18 protein-coding genes are annotated in these 17,003 nt (G+C 70.5%); 9 read left to right on the forward strand and 9 right to left on the reverse strand.

Going from position 1 to position 17,003, the window contains the following annotated elements:
• Positions 1–122 precede the first annotated feature (122 nt).
• The 3 genes from ACMCNN_RS17945 to ACMCNN_RS17955 are packed head-to-tail and all read left to right on the forward strand — an operon-like array spanning position 123 to position 3,222.
• Positions 123–1,415 carry a phytase gene (locus tag ACMCNN_RS17945; RefSeq protein WP_412741656.1) on the forward strand — a complete coding sequence of 431 codons (1,293 nt, stop codon included), beginning with the start codon at positions 123–125 and terminating at the stop codon, positions 1,413–1,415.
• A gap of 47 nt (positions 1,416–1,462) precedes the next feature.
• On the forward strand, positions 1,463–2,422 hold the full coding sequence (locus ACMCNN_RS17950) for an alpha/beta hydrolase (RefSeq protein ID WP_412741657.1): 960 nt from the start codon (positions 1,463–1,465) through the stop codon (positions 2,420–2,422).
• A gap of 44 nt (positions 2,423–2,466) precedes the next feature.
• Positions 2,467–3,222, forward strand: coding sequence for an SDR family oxidoreductase (locus tag ACMCNN_RS17955; protein WP_412741658.1), 756 nt, complete (start codon positions 2,467–2,469; stop codon positions 3,220–3,222).
• Between the two features lie 22 nt (positions 3,223–3,244).
• On the opposite strand, the gene ACMCNN_RS17960 is transcribed toward ACMCNN_RS17955, so the two are convergent.
• Entirely contained in the window at positions 3,245–4,273 is a 1,029-nt protein-coding gene (locus tag ACMCNN_RS17960) for a poly(3-hydroxybutyrate) depolymerase (RefSeq protein ID WP_412741659.1), read from the reverse strand.
• Between the two features lie 201 nt (positions 4,274–4,474).
• Between ACMCNN_RS17960 and ACMCNN_RS17965 the strand changes: the two genes are divergently transcribed.
• The 4 genes from ACMCNN_RS17965 (at position 4,475) to ACMCNN_RS17980 (ending at position 8,594) form a co-directional block, all read left to right on the forward strand.
• Positions 4,475–5,149 (forward strand): TetR/AcrR family transcriptional regulator, encoded by a 675-nt coding sequence (locus ACMCNN_RS17965; protein ID WP_412741660.1) that lies wholly within the window; start codon positions 4,475–4,477, stop codon positions 5,147–5,149.
• Positions 5,150–5,154: 5 nt separating this feature from the next.
• On the forward strand, positions 5,155–6,033 hold the full coding sequence (locus ACMCNN_RS17970; protein WP_412741661.1) for an alpha/beta fold hydrolase: 879 nt from the start codon (positions 5,155–5,157) through the stop codon (positions 6,031–6,033).
• 46 nt (positions 6,034–6,079) lie between these two features.
• Positions 6,080–8,185 (forward strand): glycogen debranching protein GlgX, encoded by a 2,106-nt coding sequence (gene glgX / locus ACMCNN_RS17975; RefSeq protein ID WP_412741662.1) that lies wholly within the window; start codon positions 6,080–6,082, stop codon positions 8,183–8,185.
• A gap of 112 nt (positions 8,186–8,297) precedes the next feature.
• Entirely contained in the window at positions 8,298–8,594 is a 297-nt protein-coding gene (locus ACMCNN_RS17980; protein WP_412741663.1) for a hypothetical protein, read from the forward strand.
• Between the two features lie 61 nt (positions 8,595–8,655).
• On the opposite strand, the gene ACMCNN_RS17985 is transcribed toward ACMCNN_RS17980, so the two are convergent.
• Positions 8,656–9,078 (reverse strand): DUF1003 domain-containing protein, encoded by a 423-nt coding sequence (locus ACMCNN_RS17985; RefSeq protein ID WP_412741664.1) that lies wholly within the window; start codon positions 9,076–9,078, stop codon positions 8,656–8,658.
• A 107-nt stretch (positions 9,079–9,185) separates the two neighbouring features.
• On the opposite strand from ACMCNN_RS17985, the gene ACMCNN_RS17990 reads away from it, so the two are divergent.
• Positions 9,186–10,253, forward strand: a complete 1,068-nt coding sequence (locus ACMCNN_RS17990; protein ID WP_412741665.1) for an AI-2E family transporter — start codon at positions 9,186–9,188, stop codon at positions 10,251–10,253.
• Positions 10,254–10,277: 24 nt separating this feature from the next.
• Here the strand turns inward: ACMCNN_RS17990 and ACMCNN_RS17995 are convergent, their stop codons facing one another.
• The 6 genes from ACMCNN_RS17995 to phoA form a co-directional block, all read right to left on the reverse strand.
• Complete coding sequence (locus tag ACMCNN_RS17995) at positions 10,278–11,480, reverse strand: epoxide hydrolase family protein (protein WP_412741666.1); 1,203 nt, start codon at positions 11,478–11,480, stop codon at positions 10,278–10,280.
• An 81-nt stretch (positions 11,481–11,561) separates the two neighbouring features.
• Positions 11,562–12,158: an HdeD family acid-resistance protein gene (locus ACMCNN_RS18000; RefSeq protein WP_412741667.1), complete on the reverse strand. Its 597-nt coding sequence runs from the start codon at positions 12,156–12,158 to the stop codon at positions 11,562–11,564.
• Positions 12,159–12,236: 78 nt separating this feature from the next.
• Positions 12,237–12,665 carry a hypothetical protein gene (locus ACMCNN_RS18005; protein ID WP_412741668.1) on the reverse strand — a complete coding sequence of 143 codons (429 nt, stop codon included), beginning with the start codon at positions 12,663–12,665 and terminating at the stop codon, positions 12,237–12,239.
• Between the two features lie 269 nt (positions 12,666–12,934).
• Positions 12,935–13,579: a VOC family protein gene (locus ACMCNN_RS18010; protein ID WP_412741669.1), complete on the reverse strand. Its 645-nt coding sequence runs from the start codon at positions 13,577–13,579 to the stop codon at positions 12,935–12,937.
• 69 nt (positions 13,580–13,648) lie between these two features.
• Entirely contained in the window at positions 13,649–13,909 is a 261-nt protein-coding gene (locus ACMCNN_RS18015) for a three-helix bundle dimerization domain-containing protein (RefSeq protein ID WP_412741670.1), read from the reverse strand.
• A gap of 152 nt (positions 13,910–14,061) precedes the next feature.
• Complete coding sequence (gene phoA, locus ACMCNN_RS18020; RefSeq protein WP_412741671.1) at positions 14,062–15,456, reverse strand: alkaline phosphatase; 1,395 nt, start codon at positions 15,454–15,456, stop codon at positions 14,062–14,064.
• 249 nt (positions 15,457–15,705) lie between these two features.
• Here phoA and ACMCNN_RS18025 point away from each other — a divergent pair, with 249 nt between their 5' ends.
• On the forward strand, positions 15,706–16,170 hold the full coding sequence (locus tag ACMCNN_RS18025) for a phage tail protein (protein WP_412741672.1): 465 nt from the start codon (positions 15,706–15,708) through the stop codon (positions 16,168–16,170).
• Positions 16,171–16,217: 47 nt separating this feature from the next.
• On the opposite strand, the gene ACMCNN_RS18030 is transcribed toward ACMCNN_RS18025, so the two are convergent.
• Entirely contained in the window at positions 16,218–16,985 is a 768-nt protein-coding gene (locus ACMCNN_RS18030) for a thioesterase II family protein (RefSeq protein WP_412741673.1), read from the reverse strand.
• Positions 16,986–17,003 lie beyond the last annotated feature (18 nt).

Here is a 17,003-nt window from a genome sequence, read left to right on the forward strand (position 1 = left end):
ATCCTGATGCGACACTCCGGTGGACGAACGCCGCCGGACCGTGCCGGTACGTAGCCGGGCGTTCACTCACCGTTTGATCCGATGCCGCTGCTCGTTGGTGCCGCGGCGCGTAGGTTGCGGCCGTGCCCCTTCATCGATCGACGCTCCTCGTTCCCGCACTGGCCGTCGCGCTGGTGCCGGGCGCCGCACACGCCGCCGCACGGCCCGCCACACCGTCCTTCCACGACGTGCCGGCGGTCCTCGAAACGCCGACGTTGTTCGACGACGCGGCCGGCGGGCACGCCAACGCCGACGACCCGGCGATCTGGGTCCATCCGACCCACCGCGAGGCCAGCCTCGTCATCGGCACCGCCAAGAACGCCGGTCTGCGCGTCTACGACCTGCACGGCCGCCAGGTGCAGGCGATCGCCGCGCCCGCGGCGCCCGGCCCCGGCGCCGAGCCGGGCCGGTTCAACAACGTCGACCTCGTCGCCAGCTTCGCGCTCGGCGGCCGCCGCGTCGACCTGGCCGTGGTGACCGATCGTGGCCGGGACCGGCTGCGCGTGTACCGGATCGACCCGGACGCCGCCGCCCGCGGCGCGGCACCGCTGGTCGACGTGACCGCCGCCGACGCGCCGCGGATCTTCGCCGCCGACGAGGCCGAGGTCGACGAGCAGAACACCGCCTACGGCCTGGCCACGTACACCGCCGGCGACGACGCGTACGCGGTGGTCAGCCGCCGCCATCGCACCACGCTGAGCCGGGTCGAGCTGGTCGCCCGCAACGGCCGGGTCAGCTACGAGCCGGCGGACTCGGTGCGGCTGCCGTCGACGTTCCGGCTGCCCAACGGCGCCGACTGGACCCCCTGCGCCGAGCCGGGAGAACAACCGCAGGTCGAGGGCATGGTGGTCGACCCCGCCGCCGGCGTCCTGTACGCCGCCCAAGAGGACGTCGGGCTGTGGCGCGTCCCGCTCGATGCCGGCGGGTTCGACGGGGCCCCGAGCCTGCTGCAGCGCGTGCGGGAGTACGGCGTTCCGGCGACCTACGACCCGGACACCGAGGAGTGCACGCCGCATCCCGACCAGGATCCCGGCTTCGGCGGCCCGATCGCCGCCGATGTGGAGGGACTGACCATCTACCCGACCGGGCGGCACAGTGGCTATCTGCTCGTCTCCGGTCAGGGTGACAGCACGTTCCACGTCTTCGACCGGGCCGGCATCAGGCCGCTGGGCACGTTCCACGTCACGGACGGGCCGGACGCCGACGGCGCGCAGCACTCCGACGGCGCGGCGGTGGTGAGCACACCCCTGCCCGGATACCCGCACGGCCTGCTCGTCGTCCAGGACGGTGTGGACACCCCCGATGTCGGCAGGACAGCCACCGACTTCACGTACGTCGACTGGCGCTGCGCGGGGTTGCTCCCGCGCGGAGGGTGAGTAACGTCGGGGTGAGCCATCTCCGGCTTCGCATGGGGAGCACCGTCATGACGACTGCCAGCCCTATCGTCCTCGAACCCGCAGCGCAGCAGATTGCTGATGCATTCGCCAAACCACCATTCCTGTACGACATGACGCTGGCCGACGCCCGCAAGGTGCTGGTCGATGCGCAGTCCGGCCCGGTCAGCACGCTCCCTGTCGACGAAGAATGGATCACGGTTCCCGCTCGGGTGGGAGAGGTCCGGGTGCGCGTCATCCGACCGCGGGGCGTGACGGGCACGCTGCCGGTCATCGTGTACATGCACGGTGGCGGCTGGATCCTCGGCAACGCCCGAACCCACGACCGGCTGGTGCGGGAACTCGCGGTGGGCGCCCGGGCAGCGCTGGCGTTCGTGGAGTACCCGAACTCGCCGGAGGCCCGCTACCCGACCGCGATCGAGCAGGGCTACGCCACCGCCCAGTGGATCACCCGTGACGGCGCGTCGAACGGCCTGGACGCCAGCCGTATGGCGGTGGCCGGTGAGTCGGTGGGCGGCAACATGGCGACCGCGCTGGCGCTGATGGCCAAGGAACGCGGCGATGTCAGCTTCGTGCAGCAGTCGCTCTACTACCCGGTCACCGACGCGGCGATGAACACGGCCTCGTACGAGCAGTTCGCCACCGGCTACTACCTCACCCGCAAGGCGATGCAGTGGTTCTGGGACGCCTACACCACCGATCCGGCACAGCGCGCCGACATCACCGCGTCGCCGAATCAGGCCAGCATGGCGCAGGTCACCGGTCTGCCGCCCACGTACATTTGTGTCGACGAGGCCGATGTACTGCGCGACGAGGGCGAGGCATACGCCGCCAAGCTCCGCTCGGCGGGGGTTCCCGTGACAGCCGTCCGCTACAACGGCACGATCCACGACTTCATGCTGCTCAATGCGCTGAGCGAGACCCGCGCCACGCGAGCCGCCATCGACCAGGCCACCGCATTCCTGCGCGCCGGCCTCGGCACCACCTGATACGAAACCATCTGAACGTACGCCCGCGAGCGGGAAGGTCGGCCATGAAGATCGTCGTCATCGGAGGCACCGGCCTGATCGGTGCGAAGCTCGTGACGATACTCGGGGAACAGGGCCACGAGATGGTGGCGGCAGCACCGAACACCGGGGTCGACGCGCTCACCGGCGACGGACTCGCCGAGGCGCTGGCCGGCGCGTCCGTGGTGATCGACGTGTCGAACTCGCCGTCCTTCGAGGACCACGCGGTGATGCGGTTCTTCGAGACGTCCACGCGTCGTCTGCTCGCCGCCGGATCGGACGCCGGCGTCACCCATCACGTCGCGCTGTCGGTGGTGGGGACGGAGCGGTTGCCCGAGAGCGGCTATTTCCGGGCGAAGCTCGCTCAGGAGCAGCTGATCGAGAAGTCCTCGATCCAGTACTCGATCGTGCACGCGACCCAGTTCTTCGAGTTCGTGGGCAGCATCGCCGACGCCGCCACCGTCGGCGGCACGGTCCGGGCGGCTCCGGTGCTGTTCCAGCCGATCGCGGGCGACGACGTCGCCCGGGCGGTGGCCCGGATCGCGACCGGGTCGCCGTTGAACGGGCACGTCGCGATCGCCGGGCCCGAGCGGTTCCGGATGGACGAATTCCTCCGCGAGGCCCTGGCTGCCCGCCACGATCGGCGTGCTGTCGTCACGGATCCCGACGCCCGCTACTTCGGGGCCGGGCTGAGCGAGGGAACCCTGGTGCCGGGCACGGACGCGATTCTCGGCGAGATCCGCTACCGCGACTGGCCCGGCCGGCCGGTGGCCGGCGGATAGCACGCCGGCCCCGGTCCACTGCTCACCGCACGCCCAGCGCGTGCACCATGTTCACGATGGCCTGCATCTGCGGGCCGCTCCTGGTGGCGAAGTCGCTCCCGGTGAACCCCCACCAGTCCCAGCACCCCAGGGGGTTGCCCCGCAGCAGGCTGATGGAGGTCTGCGGGTAGAGGACGACGAGGTCGTTGGTGTCGGCATAGTTGTCCAGGTAGGAGTGCTCCGGAAACATCTCGCCGGCGAAGGTCGTGTCACTGGCGCAGCCGTGCAGGGCGACGACGAGCGTGCACGGCCGGCCCGCGGCACAGGCCGGCGGGATGTACGCGAGGCCATCGGCAGCCATGCTGTACCACTGGGCGGAGCCGCCGGGGACGTAACGGTCCTGGTCGTACCGGGTGACCTCGCTCGCGAGCGGACCGCGGTTGGCCGGATTGATGTGGCCCAGCCAATGGGTGAGCATCTCGCCTTCCGGGTCGTTGCCACAGTTGATCAGGAACGGGTACACGGTCAGCCCGCACGGCAGGATGCCCAGCGGGCTGGGCCAGCCGTGACCCGCGTTGTCGCTCGTGTGGTATCTGACGTCGGCCCCGAAGTGCCGGTAGAACTCGACGCCGGCATCGCTGACGTGCCGGGAGACCAGCGGGTCGAGCGTGCCGTGGTAGGCGTAGACCCGCGCGTCGGCCAGGTTTCCCAGCGGGTCGATCCGGCCCGCGGCGGCCCATCGGGTGGCCGTGTTCTCCAGCTCGGCGACGTCCAACCCGGTCAGGTCGGTGCCGCACTGGGTGGCCAGCTGCAGGATGTCGCCGTTGCCGCAGTAGTACGGCCCGGCGGCGAAGGTCCCGGCACCGCGGAAGACGCTGGAGTACGCGACCTGCAGCTGCGACGTCATGTAACTGCCGGACGAGATGCCGCTGACATACGCGGCGGTGATGTTCAGCCGGGGCAGGCCCGGCGCGGCGCCGTCCCGGCCGGGGCGCGCCGCGGCGCGGGCGGGAGCGGGACCGGCCGCCACGGCGAGAGCGCCGACGAGGAATGCGACGAGGGCGTCGCGCACCCGCCGCCGGGTGGTGGTCCTGCGGGACCGACGACGGCAGGGGCTGGCGGGGTGGCCTGTGGACGGTGCAGACGTACCCACGGCGGATCCCTTCTGCTAATCTACCAATCGATTGGTTGGGTCCAGTGATGCCCGTCACTATGGAGCGTCCCAGCCGGGCGTGTCAACACGATGTTTCTCAGTGGTGAAGGCGGAGGTGGGATGTCACAGCCGAGTGGGGACCCCCGACGCCTCCACGCGGTCGCGGTACGGCTGCCGGACGGGGCGACCCCGCCCGGCACCCGCGGGCGCATCCTCCACGCCGCCCTGAAGCTTTTCGCCGAGTTCGGCTTCCACGGCACGTCGATACGCGACATCGCGGCCGGCGTGGGCATCAACTCCGCGACCCTGTACGCGCACTACCAGGCGAAGGAACACATCCTCGCCGAGCTGGTCCTGCTCGGTCATGAACAGCTGCACAAGCGGCTGCAGGAGGCGCTGGCCGAGGCGGGAGCCGACCCGGCGCACCAGCTGGCGGCGCTGGTGCGGACCCAGGTCCTGGTGCACGCGGATTACCCGCTGCTGGCGCTGGTGGCCAACCAGGAGATGCACGCGCTGACCCGCGAACGCGCCGCGCCGGCCCTGGCCGTACGCGAGCAGTGCCGTGATCTCGCGCGGCAGGTGCTGGAGGCCGGCGTGCGACAGCAGGTCTTCGACGCGGACGACCTCACCTTGACGCAGGTCGCGATCAGCAGCATGGGCATCCGCGTCGCCTCCTGGTTCGGCCCGGATCAGCCCTACACCCGCGATCAGGTCGCCGACACGTTCGTGCGGTACGCCTTGCGCGTCGCCGGTGCCGCCCCGGACCGGCTGCCCACACGCGCCACGAAGGGATGATCGCGGTGCAGACCCTCACCTTCCGAGTCAGCGGTGGCGATCTGACCGCGCTGCGGTTCGGCACCGGCCCGCGGCTCGTGCTCGCCGTGCACGGCATCACCGCCTCCGGCATGCAGTTCCGCGCGGTCGCCCGGCACCTGCCGGCCGACTGGAGTCTGCTCGCACTCGACCTGCGCGGACGCGGCGGCAGCGACACGATGCCGGGCCCGTACGGCATCGACGCCCACGCGGCCGACGTCTGCGCCGTCGCCCGGCAGCTCGCCGCCCCCGTCGTCCTCACTGGACACTCGATGGGCGCCTACGTCGCCCTGCGAGCCGCCGTCACCGCACCCGGACTCGTCGACCGCCTCGTCCTCATCGACGGCGGCCTGCCGCTGCCCGCGCCCACCGGCGTCGATCCGGACCAGGTCCTACACGCCGCGGTCGGACCCGCGCTGGCCAGGCTGCGCCTGACCTTCGACTCCCTCGACAGCTACCTGGCACACTTTCGCGCCCACCCCGCACTGTCGGCGCACTGGAACGACGACCTGGACGCCTACGTGCGTTACGACGCCACCGGTGTACCGGGCGCGATCCGATCGCGGGTCAACGCGGACGCGGTCGGCACGGACGGCCGCGACGTCATCGCCCGGGCGGCCTCGTTCGGCGACGACCTGCTGCGGTGGGCGGTGCCGTCGAGCCTGCTGTACGCCCCGCGGGACGCGCTCGACCGGGAGCCCGGCATGCTGCCCGAGCCCGTCGTGGCGCACTGGGTGGGGGCCACGCGGCTGCAGGCCGAGCTCGTCCCCGGCACCAACCACTACACGATCGTCCTGGCCGATGGACCCGCGCAGATCATCGCCGACCGACTGACCGCGTGCACAGACGAGGCCCGCACACCATAGGTGACTCTCCCTGGCACGGTACGGCGCAGCCTGGTCTGATGGGCTGATGAAGGTGTGGCCCGGAACGGCGTACCCCCTTGGCGCCACGTACGACGGTGGCGGTGTCAACTTCGCCGTGTTCACCGAGGTCGCCGAGCGGGTGGAGCTCTGCCTGTTCGACGACGACGACGTCGAGACCCGGATCGACCTGCCCGAGCGTGAGGCGCTGGTCTGGCACGGCTACCTGCCGCGGATCGTGCCCGGCCAGCGCTACGGCTACCGCGTGCACGGCCCGTACCAGCCGTCGGCCGGGTTGCGCTGCAACCCCGCCAAGCTGCTGCTCGACCCGTACGCCAAGGCGATCGACGGGCACAACGAGTGGAACGAGGCGCTGTACTCCTACCGGCCCGGGGACCCGGATTCCTACCACGACGGCGACAGCGCGCCCTACGCGATGCGCTCAGTGGTGATCAACCCGTTCTTCGACTGGGCCAACGACACCCCGCTGCGGGTGCCCTTCCACGAGACCGTCATCTACGAGGTGCACGTCAAGGGCATGACCGTGCGGCACCCGGACGTGCCGGAGGACGTACGCGGCACGTACTCGGGGCTGGCCCACCCGGTGATGATCGAGCACTTCCGGCGGCTCGGCGTCACCGCGGTGGAGCTCATGCCGGTGCACCAGTTCGTCGACGATCACGCGCTGATCGAGCGCGGACTGTCCAACTACTGGGGCTACAACACGATCGGCTTCTTCGCCCCGCACAACGGCTACGCCTCGTTCGGCGGATGCGGCGGACAGGTGCAGGAGTTCAAGGCGATGGTCAAGGCGCTGCACCGGGCCGGCATCGAGGTCATCCTCGACGTCGTCTACAACCACACCGCCGAGAGTGACCATCTCGGCCCCACTCTGTCGTTCCGGGGCATCGACAACCCCGCGTACTACCGGCTGGTCGAGGAGGACCAGCGGTACTACCGCGACACCACGGGCACCGGGAACAGCCTGAACGTCCGCCACCACGAGTCGCTGCGGCTCATCATGGACTCGCTGCGCTACTGGGTCACCGAGATGCACGTCGACGGGTTCCGGTTCGATCTCGCGGCGTCGCTGGCCCGCGAATTCCACGAGGTGGACCGGCTGGCCGCCTTCTTCGACCTGGTCAACCAGGACCCGATCGTCAGCCAGGTCAAGTTGATCGCCGAGCCGTGGGACGTCGGCGACGGCGGGTACCAGGTGGGTGGCTTTCCACCACTGTGGACCGAATGGAACGGAAAGTACCGCGATACCGTACGCGACTTCTGGCGCGGCGCCCCGGGCAGCCTGGGCGAGCTCGCCTCCCGCTTCAGCGGATCCTCGGATCTGTACGAGATCGACGGCCGGCGCCCGACCGCCTCCATCAACTTCGTCACCGCCCACGACGGATTCACGCTCACCGGCCTGGTGTCCTACGACGAGAAACACAACGAGGCCAACGGCGAGGACAACCGCGACGGGGAGAGCTACAACCGATCCTGGAACTGCGGCGTCGAGGGACCCAGCGACCAGCCCGGGGTCGTGGAGTTGCGGGAACGGCAGAAGCGCAACCTCCTCGCCACCCTGCTGCTGTCCCAGGGGGTGCCGATGATCGCCCACGGCGACGAGCTGGGCCGTACGCAGCACGGCAACAACAACGTCTACTGCCACGACAGCGAGCTGAGCTGGGTGGACTGGGCGTCCGCCGGCGAGCACGAGGTACTGACCCGGTTCACCGCACAGCTCACCCGGCTGCGCGCCGAGCACCCGTTGTTCCGCCGTCGCCGCTTCTTCACCGGTGAGCCGGTCGGTGATGCGAAGCTGCCGGACATCGCCTGGCTGCGCCGCGACGGGGCGCCCATGACGGCCGAGGACTGGTCCGCACCGCACGCGACCATGACGGTCTTCCTGAACGGCAACGGCATCCACGAGGGTGATGCCCTCGGCGAGCCGATCGTCGACGACTCGTTCCTGCTGCTGTTCAACCCGCTCGGCGGGACGACCGCGTTCACCCTGCCCGACCGGGGCTACGGCCGGTCCTGGGAGATCGTCGTCGACACCGCGGATCCCCTGCTGGCCGACCGGCGCGACACCGGAGAAGCGGGCGGACGACTCGACGTCCCCCACCACACCCTGCTGCTGCTGCGCCGCCGCGACTGACCGGGCGTCCGGCCGTGGTCAACGTCGCTCTATCCCGGGGCCACGGCCGGGACCCGAAAGTGTCACACCGTCGTGATGTCCTGGAGTCGTCCGGTGCGGGAGGAGGCTCATCATGGATCACCACTCGATCAACACAGTCCGGTCCCAGGCACTGTTCGTGTCGACACTGCAGCCGTCCGACAACGCCAGCCCTGGCCAGGTTCGCGACGCCATCATGGCGGCCGTCCGCCGGTTCCGTGGCAGGGGATGTGCCGCGCTGATGGCTCAGGAGTTCGGTGACCACCCGGAGTCCGCCGCGGCGCGCATGCGCTGGGCGCGAAGCGAGGTCGCCGCGACGTTCGGGGCCGTGCCGACCCGCGGTCGCCGCAGGTGCTGCTCACCGTCGGCGGTGGCCGCGATCGCGGCGTAGACGCCAGCGTTCGGCCGGGGCGTCGGCTCCGGGACCGGACCGAGGTCCTCGTGGGCCCCGATCAAGGAAGGTCGGGGTTCCTGCCCTCGTCCCGGTCGACCAGGCGCCGGTGCAGCTCCGTGGTCAGCCGGTGGATCTCCCGGGTCAGTTCGGTGTTCGTCTTGAGTTCGAGTTCCTGCTCCTGGAAGTCGTGGTCGGCCTTCGCCTGCTGGAAGGTGGCCTGACGGTTCTGCCCGATCATGACGAAGGTGGACAGGAAGATCGCTTCAAGTGACACGATGAGCGTGAGGGTCGGCCACGGGTCCGACTCGACGAACAGCATCCACAACGTGAATCCGACGGCGTGCAGATAGACGAAGTGCATCGACCCGGCGAACCTGGTGATCTTGTCAGCGAGCCGGAGCTGGAAGTCCGCGGCTCGCCGGGCAAGCTCCTGCTCCACCACCGGGTGGCGAAGATCCGTCCCGATCCTGTCGGGGTGCATGCGGCCTCCCATGTCGTCAAGGATTCGCAATGGGCGCGTCCACGCCCAGCATCTGCCCATTGGATCCATCCCTGACCGCCCGCGCCACGAATACGAAGGGAATCGCGATGACGGGCGACGACCGACCCTCCGTCCTTTCGCCAGGTCTCGTCTTCACGCGGGCCGCGACCGCCACCGCCGGCGTACTCGCGGTCCTTTCTGTCGCGTACGGCGTGTACCTCGTCCGCGGCATCATCGTGCTCGTCCTCATCGGGCTGTTCGTGGCGGTCAGTCTCGATCCGGCCGTACGCTGGATGACCGCCCGTGGGCTGCGCCGTCCGTGGGCGGTCGCCATCCTGGTCGTGGCCGGCCTGGTCCTGCTCGCCGGATTCGTCTGGTCGCTGGTGCCCCCGATCACCCGGCAGGGCAGCGCACTCGTCACCGAGCTGCCCGGGTACCTGCGGCGGCTGTCCGACCAGTCGCAGACCGTACGGGAGATCACCGACCGTTACCACCTCACGGCGCGGCTGACCGGACTCGCCTCGGCGCTGCCGGGCAAGCTCACCGGCGGCGCGGTCGGCTTCCTGCACCGTTTCCTCGGCGCGCTCACCTCCACGGTGACCGTGCTGGTGCTGGCCGTGTACTTCATGGCCGACCTGACCCGCCTGCGCCGGGGACTGGTCCGGGTGGTCCCGTCGGCGCGCCGACCGCGGGTCGCCCACACGGTCGACGTGATCACCGACAAGGTCGGCGCCTACATGATCGGCAATCTGCTGATCTCGCTGATCGCCGGGGTTGCCACCTTCGCCTGCCTGGAACTGCTCCGCGTGCCGTATGCGGCGCCGTTGGCCGTGACCGTCGCCCTGACCGACCTGATCCCCATGATCGGCGCCACGCTGGGCGCCGCGATCTGCGTCCTCGTGGCGCTCGGCACGAGCGGAGTCTGGCCGCAGGCGGTGATCGTCCTGCTGTTCTTCATCGCCTACCAGCAGCTCGAAAACTACTTCATCGCGCCGCGGGTCCTGCGAGACTCGGTCAGCCTTTCCGCCGTCACCGTGCTCCTCGTGGCCCTCGCCGGCGGCACCCTCCTCGGCCTGGTCGGCGCGGTCATGGCGATTCCGCTCGCGGCCACCGCGAAGGTGCTGCTGTCCGAAGCGCTGCCGGACGCGGAACGCGAGCCGTCCGAGCCCGCATGACCGACCGGGTCGCCGGGTGCTCGGTCAGCGCAGTGGGCGGAACGCGGCCCGGAGTTCCGCCGCGAACAGCTCCGGCTCCTCCCAGGCGGCGAAGTGGCCGCCCCGTTCGGCCTCGCCGAAGTAGTCGAGGGTGGGGTAGCACGCCTCGGCCCAGCTGCGCGGTGTCCGCCAGATCTCGCCGGGGAAGGTGCTGAAGCCGACCGGGATCCGGGGCGGCGGGAGCGGCGGGGTGCCCGCGGAGGGCGAGTCCGGTCCGTACGCCTCCCAGTACGACCGGGCCGCGGAGGCGCCCGTGCCGGTCAGCCAGTAGGTCGTGACGTTGTCGAGGATGTGGTCGCGGGTGAGGTTGCCCGAGGGCCGGCCGTCGACGAACGCGCGGGCGATCTTGTCGTAGGCGTCGGTGTCGTGGTCGATCATCCAGGCGGCCAGGGCGACCGGTGAGTCCAGCAGCGCGTACCCGATGGTCTGCGGCCGGGTCGCCATCTCCACGAAGTAGCCGTTCCCGCTGGTCTGGAACGTCTTGATGGCGGCCAGCGCGGCGCGCTCGGCGTCCGTGGCGTGCGGCAGGGACGCCGGGTCGTTGAGCGCGGGCACGAGCAGGTTGGTGTGGATGCCGGCGAGGCCGTCCGGGCCCAGCCGTCCCATCGCGTCGGTGACACCGGCGCCGACGTCACCGCCCTGGGCCACGTAGCGGTCGTAGCCGAGCCGGCGCATCAGCTCCGACCACGCCCGCGCGGTCCGGACGAGATCCCACCCGACCTCGGCCGGCTCCCCCGAGAAGCCGTACCCGGGCAGTGACGGCAGCACGAGGTGGAACGCGTCCGTGGCGGCGCCGCCGTGCGTGGTGGGATCGGTGAGCGGGCCGACGGAGTCGAGCATCTCGATGACCGAGCCCGGCCAGCCGTGCGTCATGATCAGCGGCAGCGCGTCCGGGTGCCCGGACTCGACGTGCACGAAGTGGATGTCCACGCCGTCGATCTCGGTGGTGAACTGCGGCAGTGCGTTCAGCCGGGACGCGACCCGCTGTCCGTCGTACTCCGTCGCCCAGTACTGGTGCAGCGCCCGCATCGCGGCCAGCTGCACACCCTGCGCACGGTCGCCAACAAGCTCACTGCTCGGCCAGCGTGTCGCCGCCAGACGGCGACGGAGATCGTCGAGCGCGTCCTTGGGAGTCTCCACGGTGAACGGTCGGACGGGGCTTCCCGCCTGCTGCTGAGGCTTGGTCATGTCAGGACGTTCCTCTCTGTGGGAACCCGGAGTCCGCCTCGGCGTGGGCACCGCACGGCCGCGATGCCCACGCACCGGCGGTCAGCCGACGAGCCGTGCCGCCCGTCTGCCGGTGTGGCGCACGGTGAAGGCGGCGAAGATCTCGCTCACGCCGTGGAAAATGGCCCACACACCGACCAGGGTCACCAGTGTCACCAGCGACCGCTCCCAGGAACGCACCGCCCACACGCCGAGCGCGAGTTCGGCGATGCCGAGCAGCAGCCCGGTCCACCACCACGGCGTCTTCGGGCCGGCCAGCGCGCCGACCAGGTGGATCACGCCGAAAATGATCAGATACCAGGCGACCAGGACCGACACCACGTACAGGGTCTTGCCCGGCCACGCGAAGGTGAGAATCCCGGCGGTCACGCCCAGAATGCCTGCCACGATGAACAGCCAGCGCCAGGCATGGACGCGGGTGGCCACGATCAGCTGGGTGACGCCGCCGAACACGAAGGCGACGCCCACGAACGCGGCTACCGCGGCGATGCTGCCCATCCGGTAGGACAGCACGAACATGCCGAACCAGGTCCACAGCACCCCGAGAATCAGGAACCACCACCAGATGCCCGGGGCCTCCCCTGCCCCGGGCCGGCCGGAGTTCCGCGCCAGGTCGGCGTCGCGCACCTCACTCGTCATCGGATCCCTCCCTCAACGGCTGTCGTCGCGGGCGACACCCCATCGCGCCGCTCCCGGATGCCCACCGGCCGGGCCCGGCTAGGAGCGCGCTGCCGCGAGTTCGTCGGCGTACGCGCGGGCGTCGATCGCGTCCAGGATCGCCAGCTCCGCGTTGTCTACCGCCCAGGCGGCGAAGTCCAGGGCGTCCGCGGCGTCGGCCTCCAGCCAGTCCGCATCGGTGGCGGCAGCCTGCACGTCCAGTTGCCGGCCCCGCTCGTCGATCCTGGCTCTGGCATCGGCCATCTTCGCCGCCACCTCGGCCTTCATCTGTGCCCACTTGCTGCGCGCGTCGGCTTCGGCCCGGTCGGCCTGCTCCTGCGCCTTCTGGCCGGCCCGGTCGAGGTCGGCGCGGGCCTGATCCACCCGCTTGGTGAGCTGATCGCGGGACTCGGCGGCGGCCGCCTGCACCGACGCCGTGGTCGCCGCAACGCGCTGTTGGAGCGCGTCGAGCTGTTCCGAGAAGTCCATCGTGTCCTCCCTGACTGCGCCGAGTTGCCGGCCCGGGCTGTCCGCCTGCCGGCTTTCGCTTCGCCCTTGAGTCGGGATGGGGAGTCTCGCGCTGATCCGGCCCGGCGCGTCGGCTGGTCACATAACGCCGTCGCCGGACCCCGTCCGGGAGCATCCATCCCGGTCAGCGCCAGCGTGGCAGCGTCCGCCGGAGGTCCAACAGGGACTTTCGGCCCGATGCGATGTGGGCCTTCTCGCGCCAACCGGAAGGATTCCGGTTGGCGCGAGACTCACTGCGGCAGTTGGGTGCCCGCCTGTTCGGCGACCAGATAGGCGGCGTACCAATCCGGCCAGTTCTCGTCGTGCTGCCCGAGGCGCTTCTCGTGCTCCCCGTGCGCGGCCGCCGTCCGCTGCAGCGCCTTGCTCAGATCGTCCACCGACACGAAGGTCGTCTCGGTGGCGGCGACGCGGCCCGGCAGGCGCGTGGTGACCTCCTGCACGAGCCACCCGTTGCCGTCCGGGTCGCGGAACGTGACGAACGAGCCGTAGCTCGCACGGTCGTCCGCCGGACCGCTCAGCCGAGCAGCCGGATCGCCGGGCCGGAACTGGGCGCCGGGCGTACCGGGGTGGAAGACCTCACTGACCTCGGCGCCGCGGGCCGCGAGCTGGGCGCGCGCCGCGCTGATGTCGGCGACGACCAGGTAGAGGCCCTGGGCCGAGCCGGGTTCGGCCGTGGTGATCCTCGTGCCGAACTGCACAGAGCACCCGGAGCCCGGCGGGGTGAACTGGACCACCCGGAACCCGTTGTCGAAGCCGAAGTCGGCGTCGAGCCGCCAGCCGAGCCGGGCGTAGAACTCCCTGGCGCGAACGACGTCCGCGACCGGGATGACGACAACCTCGAACTTCAGGTCCACCCTGGGCTTCGTGATGCTCATGACGTCCTCCTGGGACAAGCAGGTCGGGTGTGACCCGTCATGCCGCTGCGACGCCCTCGTCCAGCGGGCTCATCGCGGATGCGAGCGCGGCGCCGGGATGCCGTCGCGGGCGATCCGGGTCAGTGCGCGCACGGCTTCGCGCTCGACGAGCAGCGGCACGAAGTCGCGGACGGGCGCGGCGCCGAAGCGGCGATGGACATCGTTGACGCAGGCCGCCACCGTGGCGTCGTCGACCTCGGGAAATCGCTGCTGGAGCGCGGTGACGAGCTGGCGCATCGCCTCCAGCTCGGTATCGGTTACCCGCTTCGCAGAAGCCGCATCGGTGGTCACATCATGAGATTCAACCCGTCTCCGGCCATCGTGGAAACACCTGAGCCCGACCTCCGTGGATCACCCACCCACTGTTCATCGATCGGATACCGGGCGTTACCGCTTCGGTGGCCGGGGCCGTGCGGCCTCCGGCCACCGAAGCGGGTACGGGTTCAGTACAGGCCGAGCGCGGCGCGGAACGTGGTGAACAGGTCGGTCTGGTTGGTGACGCCCAGCACCCGGTAGGCCTGCGGGCCCTGCGCGGCGATGCGGACCTCGGTGCCGGTGTGGTCCTGCGAGGAACTCGGCGCGCCGGCCACGGTCGCGTAGTTGACCACCATCGGCGCGCCGTCGGCGGTCAGCAGGGTGGCGATGGCGCCGGGGCTGTGGTGCGCACTGGTCTGCGGGTATTCGATGATCTGGCTGGTGTGGCCGTGGTCGGCGGTGACGACGACCAGGGTGTCCCGGTGGGTGCGGGCGTAGTCCAGCGCGACGGCGATCGACCGGTCGAACTCGACCGTCTCCCCGATCTGGCCGCACGGGTTGGCGGCGTGGTCCTGCTTGTCGATCGAGGCGCCCTCGACCTGCAGGAAGAAGCCCTTGTCCCGACGACCGGCGGACTTGGCGTCGAGCAGGTCGATCGCCCTGCGGGTCATGTCCGACAGGTGCGGCATGGTGGCCGGTCGCGCCGGGTTGGAGCGGGTGCAGGCCACCGGTTCGGTGTTCGCCGGGTACGGCGCGGCGAGCGGGCCGGTCCACTCCAGGTCCATGTTGCCGGGCGAGAACAGGCCGAGCACCCGCTGGTGCCGGTTCGTGGCGGCCAGTCCGGCGCTGTCGGTGACCACGGTGTACCCGGCGGCCCTGGCCTGGTCGGTCACGGTCCTGCCGGTGAACGGACCGGCCTTGACGGTCTGGTCGAAGCGCTGCTTCCCGCCGCCCATGAGCACGTCGACGCCGGTCTGCACCTCCTGCTCGGCGATCGATCCGGCGCCGCCGTTGGCCTTGTTGTTGGCCGGGCAGGCGGCCATGTTGTCCGGGCCCTGGCAGGACCGGTCGACCACGTGCGACGCCAGGACGGCCGGGGTGGCGTCGGTCAGCTCGGCGGTGGTGATGTCACCGGTTTGGTAGCCGGCCGACTTCGCCTGTTCGAGGATCGTGGGCTGCGGCTTGCCGTCCGGGGTCACCGAGATCGCACCGTTGTAGGTCTTGTGCCCGGTCGACCAGCCGGTGCCCGAGGCGGCCGAGTCGGTGACGTACTCGGGCTTGGCCGGGTCCGTCTTCTGCACCGCGTATGTGGTGTACTCGCCGGTCAGCGGCAGGGTGTCCATGGCCAGCCGGCCGGCGGCGCCCTTGGCGTAGTTGCGCGCGATGGTGATCTCCGAATCGCCCATCCCATCGCCGAGCAGCATGATCACGTTGCGGGCGTGGCCACGGCTGACCGCGTCGCGGGCCGCGTCGGCCCGATCGAAGCTCTGCGCCGGTGCTGCGCCCGCGACCAGCGCGAGCGCGGAGAACACCGGCACGGCCACCAGGCCGGCCCGCCCGACCCGCCGCGAAGGGAATCGCATCACAGTTGTCCTTTCCGCGGCCGCATCCCGGCCGCACACGGCAGCCAGTCCAGCGAACCGGTCCAGACGGCAGGTGGAGGCCTCGTAACACGCCGGTAAACATCCACGTCAGACCCGTGATCCGTACGAGCATGATTCACATTCCGGTGACATCCGGGCATCGACGCCGTTTACCCCACTGCGGACTTCGGGGCTGTGGTAACGTCCGGCCGGCGTAACGGACATATTCGGCGTGTTCAGGGGTGCGTCATGGCCTACATCGTGGATTTCACCACCGTCTCGACCGTCGGCCTGGAGTCGTCACCGGTCGCGGACGCGCTGGCCGGTCTGCGGGCGAACGAAGCCCGCTACTTCAAGAACAAGTACGACCACGAGTTCACGGTGGAGCCCGCCGCCGAGGCCCGGGCGACCATCGACTGGGTGCACCGCATCCTCAAGGAGGAACGCGACCTCGTCATCGCGTCGCGCCCGCTGGAGGCGACCGCCTTCCAGGTCGAGAACATCCGGATGGCCTACGTCTTCTACGAGAGCGGGCTGTCGATCAACGTCATGTACACCATCGACGACGACGGCAAGCGGGCGGTCGGGTTCAAGCTCTCCGACGGGATGGAGGTTCCCGAGGAGCTCGCCGCGCGGTTCAAGTTCGCCCGGCAGAAGTCGAAGCTGGCCGGAACGATCCGCGGCTCCTATTTCACCATCAAGAACGAGTACTGAACCCGGCAGCGGCGAAGCGTGGTCGCTCCGCCGCCGCCGGGTGCGTGTCACGAGCCGATCGGCTCCCGGGCCAGCGCGGCGATGTGCCGGGGCAGCTCCGCCCACACCTGCGGGGTGTAGAAGTGGCCGCCCGGCAGCTCATCGTGCCGGAACCCGCCCCGCGCCAGCGCCCGCCACCGGGCGGCGGTGTCCGGGGCGATCACCGCGTCCCGGTCTCCGGTGAGCACCTGCAACGGCACGCTGATCTCGCTGCCCTCGGCCCAGGTGAACGTGTCCCGTACCCGGATGTCGGCCCGCATCAGCTCGACCGCCATCTCCCGCAGGTCAGGGTCGTCCAGCACGTAGTCGGGAAGCAGGCCGTTCACCCGCATCCAGTCCACCAGGCCGCCGTCGCTGTCCTGCCGGGACGGGAACATGTCCCGCGGGGTCAGCCCCCGGCTGGGCGCGTTCGCCGACGACACCACGAGCGCCTCGGGCAGCGGCCCGCCACGGCGCTCCAGCCGGCTGGCCACGTCGGCCGCCATCCACCCGCCCATGCTGTGCCCGAACAACACGTACGGGCGCAGCGACGCGGCGGCGGTCACCGCGGCGAGAGCATCCTCGGCCAGCGCGTTCCAGTCCTCGGCGTACGGATCGAGGAACCGGCCGTCCCGGCCGGGGTAACAGATCGTCGCCAGCTCCACGTCGGACGGCAGCACGTCCGCCCACGGGAGGTACCCGCCGGAGCCCCCGCCGCAGAAGCCGAGGCAGACCAGGGTACGGCTGGCCCGCGGGTTGGGCCGGGCCCGTACCACGATGTTGTCGATGTCGCGCATCCGCGTCTCCCTTGATCG

Source organism: Krasilnikovia sp. MM14-A1004 (assembly GCF_047159485.1).
Lineage (GTDB): Bacteria > Actinomycetota > Actinomycetes > Mycobacteriales > Micromonosporaceae > Actinoplanes.